Source organism: Pedobacter panaciterrae (genome assembly GCF_013204795.1).
Lineage (GTDB): Bacteria > Bacteroidota > Bacteroidia > Sphingobacteriales > Sphingobacteriaceae > Pedobacter > Pedobacter panaciterrae.
Genome location: NZ_JABMKW010000016.1, coordinates 463,018 through 476,848 on the forward strand (window position 1 = coordinate 463,018; position 13,831 = coordinate 476,848).

At 43.0% G+C, this 13,831-nt stretch carries 10 protein-coding genes; 2 read left to right on the forward strand and 8 right to left on the reverse strand.

The features are described 5' to 3' along the window. Position 1: 1 nt before the first annotated feature. Both HQN86_RS09890 and HQN86_RS09895 read right to left on the reverse strand, forming a co-directional pair. Positions 2–4,387: a CusA/CzcA family heavy metal efflux RND transporter gene (locus tag HQN86_RS09890; RefSeq protein ID WP_172660820.1), complete on the reverse strand. Its 4,386-nt coding sequence runs from the start codon at positions 4,385–4,387 to the stop codon at positions 2–4. Between the two features lie 94 nt (positions 4,388–4,481). Then, positions 4,482–4,799, reverse strand: a complete 318-nt coding sequence (locus tag HQN86_RS09895) for a hypothetical protein (protein WP_172660821.1) — start codon at positions 4,797–4,799, stop codon at positions 4,482–4,484. Between the two features lie 151 nt (positions 4,800–4,950). Between HQN86_RS09895 and HQN86_RS09900 the strand changes: the two genes are divergently transcribed. After that, complete coding sequence (locus HQN86_RS09900) at positions 4,951–6,447, forward strand: sulfatase family protein (RefSeq protein ID WP_216854368.1); 1,497 nt, start codon at positions 4,951–4,953, stop codon at positions 6,445–6,447. Between the two features lie 52 nt (positions 6,448–6,499). Beyond that, a complete protein-coding gene (locus tag HQN86_RS09905) occupies positions 6,500–7,051 on the forward strand; it encodes a hypothetical protein (protein WP_172660823.1) in 552 nt (183 codons plus the stop codon). A 7-nt stretch (positions 7,052–7,058) separates the two neighbouring features. Here the strand turns inward: HQN86_RS09905 and HQN86_RS09910 are convergent, their stop codons facing one another. Genes HQN86_RS09910 through HQN86_RS09935 form a run of 6 tightly spaced genes read right to left on the reverse strand, consistent with a single transcriptional unit; the run spans position 7,059 to position 13,822 of the window. After that, a complete protein-coding gene (locus HQN86_RS09910) occupies positions 7,059–8,459 on the reverse strand; it encodes a sialate O-acetylesterase (protein ID WP_172660824.1) in 1,401 nt (466 codons plus the stop codon). A gap of 10 nt (positions 8,460–8,469) precedes the next feature. Beyond that, positions 8,470–9,708, reverse strand: a complete 1,239-nt coding sequence (locus tag HQN86_RS09915; protein WP_172660825.1) for an MFS transporter — start codon at positions 9,706–9,708, stop codon at positions 8,470–8,472. Beyond that, a complete protein-coding gene (locus tag HQN86_RS09920) occupies positions 9,705–10,730 on the reverse strand; it encodes a galactose oxidase (RefSeq protein WP_246269529.1) in 1,026 nt (341 codons plus the stop codon). Before HQN86_RS09920 ends, HQN86_RS09915 begins: the two co-directional genes overlap by 4 nt. 38 nt (positions 10,731–10,768) lie before the next feature. Beyond that, positions 10,769–11,680 carry a dihydrodipicolinate synthase family protein gene (locus HQN86_RS09925; RefSeq protein WP_172660826.1) on the reverse strand — a complete coding sequence of 304 codons (912 nt, stop codon included), beginning with the start codon at positions 11,678–11,680 and terminating at the stop codon, positions 10,769–10,771. A gap of 25 nt (positions 11,681–11,705) precedes the next feature. Beyond that, a complete protein-coding gene (locus HQN86_RS09930) occupies positions 11,706–12,872 on the reverse strand; it encodes a sialidase family protein (RefSeq protein WP_172660827.1) in 1,167 nt (388 codons plus the stop codon). An 11-nt stretch (positions 12,873–12,883) separates the two neighbouring features. Next, positions 12,884–13,822, reverse strand: coding sequence for a dihydrodipicolinate synthase family protein (locus tag HQN86_RS09935; RefSeq protein ID WP_172660828.1), 939 nt, complete (start codon positions 13,820–13,822; stop codon positions 12,884–12,886). Between the last annotated feature and the right edge of the window lie 9 nt (positions 13,823–13,831).

Sequence of the window (13,831 nt, forward strand, 5' to 3'; positions counted from 1 at the left end):
ATTATAAACCACTGAGGTATTGAAGTGTATAAACTGATTGATTGTATTGATTGATAGCCTGCAAATAGCTAAAATGTGTTTCCGAATACGTCCTTAATCCCTGAAGATATTCTACATAACCGATCTCTCCGTTTTGAAACGCGATTTGCGATTGCTTCAAAATCAGGTTGGCATTCGGCAGGGCACTTTTTTTATAATAATCGATGCTCCGTGAGTTTTTAAGCAATGCCTGATTGGCCTTATTGTATTCGCCCTGCAAATTGGTCTGAAAAAGTTCATACTGACTTTCCGTAACCTGTTTTTCTATTCTGGCTGCTTTTATACGGGCCGAAAAAGGTTTAAAGAATAACGGAATGGCCACTCCTGCCTGTACCCCCTGAAATCTTTTACCACCATTAAAGTACTGGTCCTGTCCGTTTACCGTTTGCGTACCGATAATGGACTGGTTAAAATAACCAACAGTAAAATCAGGTCCTGAGCGGGCTTTCTCTACACCTAGTGCTTTATCGGCAATATCAATCTGCTGTTTTTGCAGGGCAAGTTGCGGGTTTGCACCAACACTATTGCCAGCTGCTACATTCCATTCGGCCTGCGTAAATTGATCCTTAACAATTTCAACGGGTTGCTGCGTATTCAGCAATCGCTGCAGTTCAGAAGTATAAGCCAGTATATCTGATTCATTTTCACTCATCTGATTTCTTACTTCATTATACTGCGTTTCGGCAGTGGTTTTCTCCAGCAGGTTCGTCTCGCCTGTTTCATACCTTAAGGAAGCGGCTTTTAAGAAATTGCTGTATACGGAATCCTGACTTTGATACAGATCTTTTAAAGCAATAAAATAAGCAAGGTGCATATAAGTACTTTTAACCTGATAGCTCAGTTCGTTTTGCGTAACGGCCACATTAATCTCTGCACCCTTGATCTGCGCATCATACAGATTACGCTGATTTTTAAACAGTCCGGGATTCGGAATACTCTGGGAAACACTAAAATTATTGTCCTTTTTAATTCCATTAATTTGTCCATACTGCACATCAAGATTGGTTTTTCCTAAGTCGGTCGAACTGCCTCTCAATGCCTGTTGCTGATTTACCTGAAGGCCTGAAGATTTCATGGCCTGGTTGTTTTTAAGAGCAGTTTGCACGGCCTGTTCCATTGTAAGCGGAATCCTCTTTAAAGACGTTTGTTGTGCATTTGCCCCAGCAGGTACGGTGAAAGTGAGCAAAGCAATAACGACAATTATTGCAACTGGAACACCTGTTTTGGGCTTACGTTTATAGCCTTCGAAATAAGTATATAACACGGGTAATACAATTAAAGTTAAAATAGTAGAGGTAATGAGACCACCGATTACAACCGTAGCAAGTGGCTTTTGAACCTCTGCACCCGCCGCTGTTGAAATGGCCATAGGCAAAAAGCCCAACGAAGCCACGGTTGCGGTCATCAATACTGGTCTCAAGCGGATGGCTGTACCTTTAAGCACAATTTCATCCAATCCATATTTATTAAGTTTCCGGAGCCTGTTAAACTCGGTGATCAGTACAATCCCATTTAATACCGCAACACCAAAGAGCGCAATAAAACCAACTCCTGCAGAAATACTGAAAGGCATTCCACGAAGCAGCAGCGCAAAAATACCACCTATTGCCGCCATTGGAATGGCAGAAAATATAAGTACCGATTGCTTAACCGATCCAAATGAGAAATACAATAAAAGCAGGATTAGCGCCAGGGCAACAGGAACAGCAATAGAAAGCCTTTGAGTTGCTTCTTTCAGGTTTTCAAACTGACCGCCATAAGTGATGTAATAACCGGTTGGCAACTTGATCTGTGCGTTGATCTTTTCTTCAATCTCGGTTACCACACTGGCAATATCGCGACCTCTTACATTTAATCCAACAATGATCCTTCGCTTGGTATCTTCACGCTGGATCTGATTTGGCCCCACCTTAAATTCTACATCAGCAAGCTGATCAAGGGGAACCTGATTGCCGTTAGGTGCCGATACGTAAACATTTTTTACATCGCTGATGTCTTGCCTGTTCTGTTGCGACAAGCGCACCACCATATCATAGCGCTGCTCACCCTCGTAAACTACTCCGGCAGACTGGCCCGCAAAGGCGGTGTTAAGGGCTTGGTTTACCTTATCAACGGTTAAGCCATACTGAGCAATCCTATCCCGGTTGATCTTTACCACGATCTGCGGAAGACCCGTAGCCTGCTCCAGATAAAGGTCTTTTGCGCCCTCAACTGTAGAAACAATTTTGCCGATCTTTTGCGAAATATCGGTTAAAGCACTTAGGTCATCTCCAAAGATTTTTATTCCGATATCCTGCCTTACTCCCGAGATCAGCTCGTTAGAGCGAAGCTGAATAGGCTGAGAAAAACCAAAGCTTACGCCAGGCACATCCTCAAGGGCTTTACCCATAAGTTCGGCCAGTTCTACCCTGTCATTAGTGGTTGTCCAGTCTTTTTTATCTTTTAAAATAATGGTAAGATCACAGGCCTCCATAGGCATTGGATCGGTCGGAATCTCGGCTGCACCAATCTTTCCGATCACCTCTTTTACCTCTGGAAATCTCTTAACCAGGATATCAGATGCCTGATTTACTTTATCTATGGTCTGCGAAAGCGAGCTTCCGGTAAGCAAACGGGTTTCAACAGCAAAATCTCCTTCTTCGAGGGTTGGAATAAACTCTCCTCCCATTCTCAAAAACAGCAATATACTGATGGCTAAAAGTATTATAGACGACGCCACCACAGCCATACGTTTACGCAAAGCGGCACGTATAATCGGTGTATACTTCCTTTGAAAGAAATCCATCATACGGTCCGAAAAATTCCTTTTATGCGTTGCTTTTTTACTTAATAACAGCGATGATACCATGGGCACATAAGTAAGCGAAAGCAGGAAGGCGCCAAGAATAGCAAATGAAACAGTTTGCGCCATGGGGCCAAACATTTTCCCTTCTATACCCACCAACGCAAGAATGGGCAGATATACAATCAGAATAATGATCTGACCAAAAGCAGCAGCACTCATCATACGCACAGAAGATTTCTCCACCTCTGCATCCATTTCACGTTGGGTATAGGCCCTGCCTAATTTATTGCCTGCCAAAATATGCATGGTGGCTTCCACGATAATTACAGCCCCATCTACGATCAGGCCAAAATCGATAGCACCCAGGCTCATCAGGTTTCCTGATACCCCGAAGAGGTTCATTAACGAAATGGCAAAAAGCATGGACAGCGGAATAACCGAGGCGACTACCAATCCGGCCCGGAGGTTCCCTAAAAAGAGCACCAATACAAAGATCACAATTAACGCTCCCTCTATAAGGTTTTTAGCTACGGTACCCATGGCACGGTCTACCAATGCACTTCTGTCTAGAAAAGGTTCAACAACAACCCCTTCGGGCAGGGTTTTATTGATCCGCTCTATTTTAGCTTTAACCTTTTTAACCACATCGTTGGCATTGGCACCTTTCAGCATCATTACGATACCGCCAACGGCTTCGCCATGGCCCTTGGAGGTTGCCCTGGTTAGTGCTCCATAACGGATAGAACTGCCCAACTGAACGGTGGCAATGTCGCGGATAAGCACCGGAATCCCATTGGCATTGTTCTTAACCACTATTTTATTGATATCATCTAAACTGCCAATTAAGCCCTCACTTCGGATAAAATAAGCAGTCGGTTTTTTATCAATATAAGCACCTCCTGTATTTTGGTTACTGGATTCTAAAGCAATAAAAACATCAGCAATGCTTAAATTAAGGCCTCTTAACTTATCAGGATCAAGGGCAATTTCGTACTGCTTTAATAAACCGCCGAAACTGTTTACTTCGGCAATACCGGGAGTTCCCAGCAATTGTTTCCTCACAATCCAGTCCTGAATACTTCGCAGGTCACGGGCATTGTATTTCTCTTCAAAGCCCGGTTTTGCATGGATTACATACTGATATATTTCGCCCAGTCCGGTTGATATCGGAGATATTTCGGGATTCCCCAATCCTGCCGGGATGTTGTTCTTTGCTTCGGCAAGCTTTTCATTTACCTGCTGGCGCGCCCAGTAAATATCCACATCATCATGAAAAACGATGGTTACTACCGATAAGCCGAATCTGGAAATAGAGCGTACCTGTTCAATTTCGGGTATGGTAGACATGGTTTGCTCCACCGGATAAGAGATGAGCCTTTCTACCTCCTGAGTAGCCAAAGAAGGGCTGAGTGTGATGACCTGTACCTGGTTATTTGTAATATCGGGTACGGCATCTATAGGTAATTGTTTTAGCGAATATACACCCCAGGCAATAAGCGCGAGGGTAAATAATCCTATAACTAATTTGTTCTGTATAGAAAACTGAATGATTTTTTTCAGCATTGAATTTTAAATTAGGTTAAAGAAAAAACAAGGCAATGCATAACGGAATCATTCCATGAGGATAGATCCGGTGCAATAAAACCTGAAATTTAAACTAACCTAACTTAGGTGGCTGCCAGACTGAAGGATCATTAGACGCGATATGGCCGGGAGCGATATCTGAATACTCTTTATCAATAATCAATGAAACCGTACTGGTTAATAATGTTTGCGTTACAACCGTTGGTGTACTGCAGCAACAGCATACGCAAAACGGAGAGCAATCGTCATTTGCCAGGCTGTTGTGATCATCGGCATGCCCTGCTTTTGAAACGCTGGTCTGTTCAGAAACTTTGGCGTTGGCGAAATCCTTGCAAGGGGTAAAGCTCACAACAATAATGATCAAACAAATAAGCCAACTGAAGAATTTCACAGCAAACAATTTTTCCAAAAGTATAAAAAATTCTAATATTCCGTATCTTATCCACAAATTCAAACCTGTTACTTTTTAAGAAGATATGATAAGATCAGTCATTTTTTGGAGTGTCGTCTGCATACTTGCAATATTGGCAAGCCTAAAATTTATGGGGTCAAAAACCAAAGCTACCCCACAGCCATCAGATCAACCCAATATCATTGTAATTATTTCCGACGACCATGCTTATCAGGCAATTGGCGCCTATGGCAATAAAATAGCACATACACCAAACATAGACCGGCTTGCCAAAGAAGGCGCATTGCTAACAAATCAGCTGGTTACCAATTCCATATGCGGACCAAGCAGAGCCTGCTTTTTAACCGGCAAGTACAGTCATATAAACGGCTACAAAGCAAACGACGGCAAGTTTAACGTGGATCAGCAACTGCTACCGCGACTATTGAGCAGTGCCGGCTATCAGACCGCATGGATTGGCAAATGGCATTTAGGTACTTTACCGGGCAAGGCATTTGACCATTGGGAAATTATGCCCGACCAGGGATTTTATTACAACCCTGATTTTATCAATAAAAACAACGATACCACCCGAACCGAGGGATATGTTACCAATATTATTACCGATAAGGCAACGCAATGGCTCAACTCACGTGATAAAAGCAAGCCTTTCTTTTTGGTAGTAGGCGAAAAGGCTACCCACAGGGAATGGTTACCAGATATTCAGGATCTTGGTGCTTATGATGATATAGATTTTCCGCTTCCCGCAACATTTTTTGATGAATACGAAGGAAGGCCCGCAGCCAAACAGCAGTACATGACCATTGCAAAAGCAATGGAACTTGATCGCGACCTAAAGGTTAATGTGGATTTTAACAATTTCAATCTTTATAAAAGGATGAACCCTACTCAACGCAAAGCCTTTGCAGATTATTACCAGCAAAAGGTCACCAAAGATTTTGAGCAGAAAAAACCATCGGGCAAAGCCTTAGCCACCTGGAAATACCAGCGTTATATGAAAGATTATTATGCTACTGCAAATTCGCTGGACCGGAATATCGGTGAAATCCTTAATTACCTTGATAAAGCAGCGCTAAGCAAAAATACCATTGTAATTTATGCCTCAGATCAGGGTTTTTACTTAGGAGAGCATGGTTGGTTCGATAAGCGTTTTATGTACGAAGAATCTTTAAAAACACCCTTCATAATAAGATATCCCGGTCAAGTAAAAGCAGGGAGTACCATTAACAATATAGTGGCCAACATAGACTGGGCACCTACTTTATTGGACATTGCAGGTGCTAAAGTACCAGCCGACATACAAGGAAAATCTTTCTGGCCTTTGCTTAAAGGCAACAAAACGGGAAAACCAGATAAGCCTGTTTATTATCACTACTATGAATACCCCGGTCCGCATTTGGTAAACCCTCACTTCGGCATCAGAACCAATCAATACACGCTGATCCGTTTCTATGGAAAGCTTAATTACTGGGAGCTTTATGATGTAAAAAAAGACCCTGGCGAATTGAAGAACCTGGCTGATCTTAAAGAATATGCACTGGTCATGGCCGATCTAAAGAAAAAGCTAAACGCAGCTACCCACGAATACAAGGACGAGGAAGCCGAACAAATTATAAAAAATTTATAATTTGACATTTATTTGATAATATTCCTTATATTCCGTTATTAAAGGGGAAATTATGAGGTTATTATTCATGTTTACATTTTGCCTGTTTGCTATAACTGCAGTAGGCCAAACCAGTCCGGTATCTGATAAAGTAAATGTTGTTTATGAAAAGGATGCTAAGAAGCTGCCAGCGGGAATCCAGCCTAAGTATTTTCTGGATAGTGTGCTGATCGGTTCCTGCCTTCCGCTCTTCAGTCAGGAAGAAATTAAAAACATTAATGTAAGTACTGATAGTAAAATCGGTGAAGTTTATGTAATGACTAAAAATCCCGGGGCATTCAGGTTCATGACCTTAGATGAGATCAAAAACAAATATGTAAAATCTCCATCGCCTGCCACCTTGTATATGATAGATAATGACCTGGTAAAGGGCAATATAGCCAACCTTAAAATTGATGAGAATTACATTCTAAATATTAATATTTTGTCTGAAAGTGATTTTGGTTCTTTAAAAGGAGCTGTAAAAGACATCGACATCATCAAGATCACCACTAAAAGCAAAGAAAACCTGGAGAGAGCAGGCCAGGTTTATATAAGAGGGACTGAGTTTCAGGCAGGGTTATAAAGCTGGGTTACCAGCTATCCGTCCTAAAGGGTTCAGCAGGCAATCCTTCTACGTTATACAAATTTCCCTCTGCTCTGTCTTTAAAGGCATATCTAACAGCGACCGGGCTTTTAACCGACTCACTGCTTACTACTACCGTTTTGCCTTTAATTAATGCTTCGGCTGGATAAAACACCTTATCAATACCGGCGATCTCGAAAGAAATCAGCTTCTGATCATAAGCGGTCAGTCCGTTGGGGATTTCATCAAAGCTCAGCACCGCCTTGTCGCCCGTTATTTCTAAAGATTTATAAACCGGCCCCCTGAATACAATGCCTTGTTTGCCATAAGTATTGTTAAGTGCCCAATAAGCCAGCCTTTTACTGATAATGGTTTTATCAGGCGGATGGATGGTAGTCATACTGCCCACATCAACACTAACCACCATTCCGGAGTTGGGTATCAGTTTCATTGCTCTTGATTGCGCTTCATACAAAAGCGGTATCTGATCAGCATGGTCCTTATACACGTTTGGTGCAATCTGCACATAGTAAAAAGGCCATTCACCGGAGTTCCATAGCTGTCGCCACTGCTTAACCATAGCCGCCATTTTTTTATCGTAAGTAAGTGGGTTCATCCTGTTATTTTCTCCCTGATACCATAATGTGCCTTTAATGGAATAACCAATAATCGGGTTGATCATGGCATTAAATAATACCCCCGGGTTGTTCTTGGTAATTTTAGCAGTATCGGCCGGAATTTTAAAATCATTGAATCCCTGCAGGCTGCTTGTGGTCATCCATGCTTCGATGTCTGTACCCCCAAATGCCGATTGGATAATTCCAACAGGGACTTTTAGTCTTTTCTGAAGTATCCTTGCAAATTGATAACCAACCGCACTAAACTCTTTAACTGAGGCTGCATCGGCACTTTCCCATTTGGCATCCAATTGTGTTTGCGGGGTTTTAGACATTTTCTTTTCTACTCTGAACAACCTGATGCCCGGCTCATCGGCATCCATTAATATCTCGTTGGAATTCAAAATTGGCTGATTGGCATATCCCTTCACGGGCATTTCCATATTTGACTGGCCAGAGCACAACCATACTTCTCCAATAAAAACATCATCCACTACCAGTTTACTGCCATCGTTAAAAGTAATTTTATAAGGCCCACCGGCTTTAGGGGTGGTTACAGCCAGCCTCCATGTTCCTTCCTTTGTGGTGTTAATATTGTATACTTTTTGGTTCCACGAGGTCTGTACGGTTACTTTTGCATTGGCTTTGGCTGTACCCCATAAGGTAACATTGCTTTGCTGCTGTAATACCATGCCACTGGAAATGATGGCCGGCAAGGTTACATTTGCTTTAAGAACTGTGGTATTCCATAAAAGCATTACAGATACCAGGACAATAAAATGTTTTTTCATACCACTAAATTTATACATTATTCTTTTTTAGTTTCACCGCAAATAACGACCATGTGGCCAATAGCATTGCAACTGCTGAAACCTGATAGACAATAGAAAGATCAACCTGAGCATCTTTTAATGCACCACCAACATACACCATTAAACCACCAATAATTGTACTTAGAAAATTAAGGAATCCATAACCTGTGGCGATGTATCTTCCATCGGCCACTTGTCGTAATATCGGCATTAAATTCGCGTCATTAAACCCTCTTGCCAAACCAAAGACAAGCATGGCAATAATGGCGATGCTGAAGACATTTGTAGAGGCCATTAGAAACAAGAAAGGCGCACCAAGTGTAAAACCAATGATGAGCATGTACAAACGGCCCCTGTTATTTTTTCGGGTCCATCTATCGGCCAGAATCCCCCCCACAATTACGCCCACAAAGGAACCGATCTGGATATAGCCTGTTGCCGAAATACCGGCCTGGCCAAGATTAAGGTTAAAATGGTCTTTTAGAAACGTTGGCAGCCAGCCATAAACAAGCCAGTTTACAATACCCAATATGGCAAAATAGAACAACAGGATAAAGAAAGAGGCTTCACTAAAAAGTACTTTTAAAGCTCCTGTAAGGCTAATTTTCGGCATTACCTCTTCTTCTCCTTCTGTAACCACAACAGGATCAGGCTTATGGTCCCTCAACACATACAACAGGATCAGGGAATACACAATACCTACAATTCCAAAAACATGGAATCCGGAACGCCAGCCCCACAATTCGGCAATATATCCGCCTAAGCCACCAAGTGCCAGACCTGCATATAAACCACTCATATGCAAGCCCGTTGCAAGGGAACGGGTTTTTCCTTTATGATAATCGGTAATTAAAGCCAGTGCCGCAGGGATATAGCAAGCCTCGCTTACGCCCATTAAAAAACGGGCAGCCAGCATTTCGTGAAATGAGGTGGTAAAGCCGGTCCATAAAGTAACCACCGACCAAACCATTACACTAAAAACAATTACCTTTTTTCTGCTGTACCTATCGGCAAAGTAACCGCCAAAAGGACTTAAAAAACCGTAAGACCATAAGAATACAGAGGTAAGCAATCCAAATTGTGCATCAGTTAAATTGAAATCTGTAACAATAGGATCGCGCATCGAGGTAATTAAAATGCGATCCAGATAGTTTAAAAAAGCTACTATCCATAGCATGGCTACAATGATCCACGAGTAGAAGGAGGTAGTTTGTCCGGAATTCTTCATTTGTAAGTTGCGATTAATACGTTAGGGGTTCTCACTGCAGGTCTGATTTCGCCACCGGGAATAATTACATTTCCGTTCCAGACTGTTAAAGTTGTAGTTACAGGCGGCCGGGTAGCAAATGCCTTTCCATCAGAGGTCCAGGTATTGGTAAGCGTATTATAATTTAAAATTCTATTTGAAAAGCCAGGGTGTTTTTCTTTTAATACCGCAGCGCTTGCGGCTAGTTTACCATCATCGCCACCAAATATTTGTAATGAGGATTGCCCTAAAGCATAAGCAGGCGTTGGAGCCGCCGCTACCGAAGCCGGAAGGTCTGCTATCTTCTTCCATCCTGTTTCGGGCTGATACCGATAAGCATCTTTTAAATACTCGCGGTTGCCATCGATCAGTGCTACCCCGCTAAACAGGTAAAATGCGTCACCTTGTGCACCGGCAACGCTAAGCATTCGTGGGGCGCCCAGCCAGGTTGGCAATACCTTCCAGCCCTTTTCAATTGCATTAAGATCCAATGCCCAGAAATTAGCTCCGGCAACCTTATCATCTGGTTTCTCAATTCCGCCGGCAACATAAATTACACTTCCAACCAGCGCCGCCGATGTATTTGCAATTGCATGAGGCAGGTTTGGCAAGTTGACGGTTTCAATTTTCCCGTTCTTATAATTCAGCATAAACACTTCTGCACGGTGGCCTTTTTCATTACTGCCGCCAAGAATAATTAAGGCATCTTTCCAGTTTATGGAAGCCCCGTAGCCTAATGGATAGGGTAATTTACCTGCTTCTTTCCATTTCCCTTTTGGGTTTTCGAGAACAAAAATATGATCGTGCCATGCCTTGGCAGAGCCCGTCCACGGTGCACCGCCATCAGGGAAATTTGCACCACCTGCAACCAGTAATGCGCCATTGGAAACACCAGCAAAAGAACCTGCAAAACCTACGCGATCGGGAACCGGCGGCAGGTTGCTCCATAATAAGCCAGACCTGGAGACCTGCTGCGCCAGCCCTTTATTTAAGAGTATAGTCATAAAAAAAATAAGAAGAAGATTAAAGTACCTGTTCATCATCAGGATTGTTTAACGATATCGAAAAATCCGATCTCATCAAGGGATGTTTTAAATTGTGCCGCTTGTGCATCTGAAAGAGGCTCAAGAGGTAATCTGCAAGTACCTAACTCCAGTCCCTCCATTTTCATGATGGCCCGCTGTGCAGGAATTGGCGGATATTTAACCAAAGCACGAACCATATTTACCGAATGCAGCTGCATGGCTGCTGCTTCCTCCTGCTTTCCTTCATTGTAAAGCTTTATTACTTTCAAATACAGTGGAGCAGCGAAGGTATAGGTGCTGCCAATAGCCCCCTTTGCCCCTACTGCAAGTGCAGGAAGCAACATTTCATCGTAACCAAAAAGGATATCAAATTTTCCGTTCTTATAATTCAGACAGGCCTGGTATTCATGCAAGGTAGAGGCGGTATACTTAATCCCGGCAAGGTTAGGAATTACCTTTTCTGCCTGCTCCAAAAAGGTGATCATATCCATACCTACCCCGGTAAGGGTTGGGATGCTATAGTAATAAAATGGTGTATTGGGTGCGGCTGATGCAATCTCCGCCATGCTCTTAACAAGATTATCAACACTTGTTGGTTTAAAATAAAAAGCGGAAACAGAAGAAATGGCATCGGCACCAATCTGCTCCGCATGAGCTGCAAGCTTGCGGCATTCCTGAATGGAGCTATGCCCTACATGCACCAGTACAAGGATACGTTTGGCCGCAGCCTTCACATAAGCTTCGGCAATAGCCATCCGCTCTTCAATTGTAAGGTTTGGCCCTTCGCCATTGGTGCCGCAAATAAAAACGCCAGATAATCCATCAGCTATCATTTTGTCGACTATCGTTGGGATAATGTCTAAATTAATTGTTCCATCTTCACGATAAGCCGCAAAAGTGGCGGCTATTAATCCGGTTATTTTGTTCATATATATTAGATTGTTTGTTGATTATTTATTTCTCCTTGGGAGTTGTAAGCCATTTAGCGTTAAACCTTTTAAGCACCATGGAATAATTAAAGTCGTTGCTGGTATTGGTTTCGTACAGGCAATAAATGGTTCCATCTGGTGTAACAGCCACATCAGAATAGCCTGATGAACCCGCATTGATCACTTTCTTTACCGCCCAGGTTTGTCCTTCATCATAACTAACTCTGGCAGTAAGGTTTTTGCGTGGCGGTTTAGGTACGTCTTTGGTATCTGGGTTGATAAAAAGCATACCGGATTTCTGTTTATCCTGCAACCTGATGATGGTAGCCATGCATATTGGCTCGTATAATTCTTCGTCAAATACAGGCTTTGTCCATCCGCTTATTCCATCATTGCTATAGCTGATTCCTCTGCGGTGCTCATCAGAAGTATTTCTGATGTTTACCATCACACGGCCATCATTAAGTTCAATTGCCATGGTTTCACTTGGGTTTTTAAACTCCGGGGTGTTGCCGGCAATGATGGCACCACGTTTCCAGGTCTTACCCAGATCATCACTATAAATTGTAGCAATGCAAGATGGCGCATGGCTTCTTCTTGGTGTAGTTTTAGCAGGATCGCTTAACCATACAGGCACCAGCAGCCGACCATTTTTTAACTGTATGCTGTGGCCCGGGCCAGGTGCCAGTACTTTCCAGTTATACTCTGGCTTGAAGGCCTCAAACGCATAGGTAATGTCTATTGCAGGGCTCCACGTTTTACCCTCATCTGTAGAACGGGTATAGTAAGCAGTAGCATAATCACGCTGATACAGCAGGTGAATGGTACCATCGCGATCTACAATTGGTGTAGCATTACTTGTTGGCTGTCCGCTTTTCCTTGCGGCAATCACTACATTACTTTCCCAGGTGCGTCCTCCGTCAGTGCTTCGGCGCATCAGCAGGTCCATATCAGCCCAATCGCTGGCAGTACCTATCCTTCCCTCACAAAATGCAAGCAATGTTCCTTTTTTGGTTGCTACCAATGCAGGTATCCGCATGGAGGCATATTCCCCTCCGGGTGAAAAGACCAGGGTACTGTCAAGCAATGCCCGATCGGCAGCGCCTTTTCTTGTTTTACATCCATTGCCAATCATGAGCAATACCAAGCTGGTACAAATTAGGATAAAGCAGTTTCTTAGTGTTTTTTGCATTTGGGAAAATATTAAACTTGGTTAGTAAAAACTTCAGGTAAAAGTTCAGCACATTTTTCTCTTACCGGCAGTACCTCTGCCTGTGGTATCCATTTATAGGGCCAGCGCAGGCGGGTACTTATGGGCGTCCAACCACCTACAGCCGCCATAAATTTATCAACAGCCTGGTTGGAGTATCCTTTATCTCTAATATAAGGAACAATACACTCCTCCATAAATTGCTGGATTCGGGCCTGCAGCTCAAAGGGATCTCCGCTGTGGTTTGCAATGTTATTATACCAGCGCTGTGCAAGCCCCGGACTTAAACAAGCTACATTGGAATAAGCACCATGGGCACCGTTTGCAATTCCCGTGGCCAGATGATGGCCGGGAATAAACACAGAAAACGGGATATTTATTGCATTCATTTCCTTGTACCACTGCTCATCGCCACCAGCAACTTTGCATCCTGCCAGAGGGATACCTGCTTCAAGTATTTCTGCAAATTCTTTCGGCAGAAGTTTTCTTTTGGCATGCGGAGGGTTGTATAAGATCAGCTTTATGGGATCGGCGGCCGCGCATATCACCTTTAAAAAGTCAATGATCTCTTCCATGGATGGCACAAACCAATCGGGCAAAATGATCTGTATGGCAGAGGGCTGCAGTGCCTTAGCGCGCTTAACCCTTTCCAGTGATATTTTAGGGCTCATATGCGAGCAGCCAATTTGAAATGGCATACCTGCAGCATTACATTTTGTTGCAAGGATGCCATTTACTTTATCAAATTCCTGCTCGGTCTGGTTATAGAATTCGCCGGCCGTACCATTAGAATAGATTCCATTTACGTTACTGGCAATCAATACATCAATTTCACTTTCCAGCTGCTCATAATTGATGCTGTCGTCATTGTTGATCGGAAGCAGCAAGGTTGCCCAATTGCCATAAATTTCATCTGCCTTTAGTGGAGTCATTTTATTCTG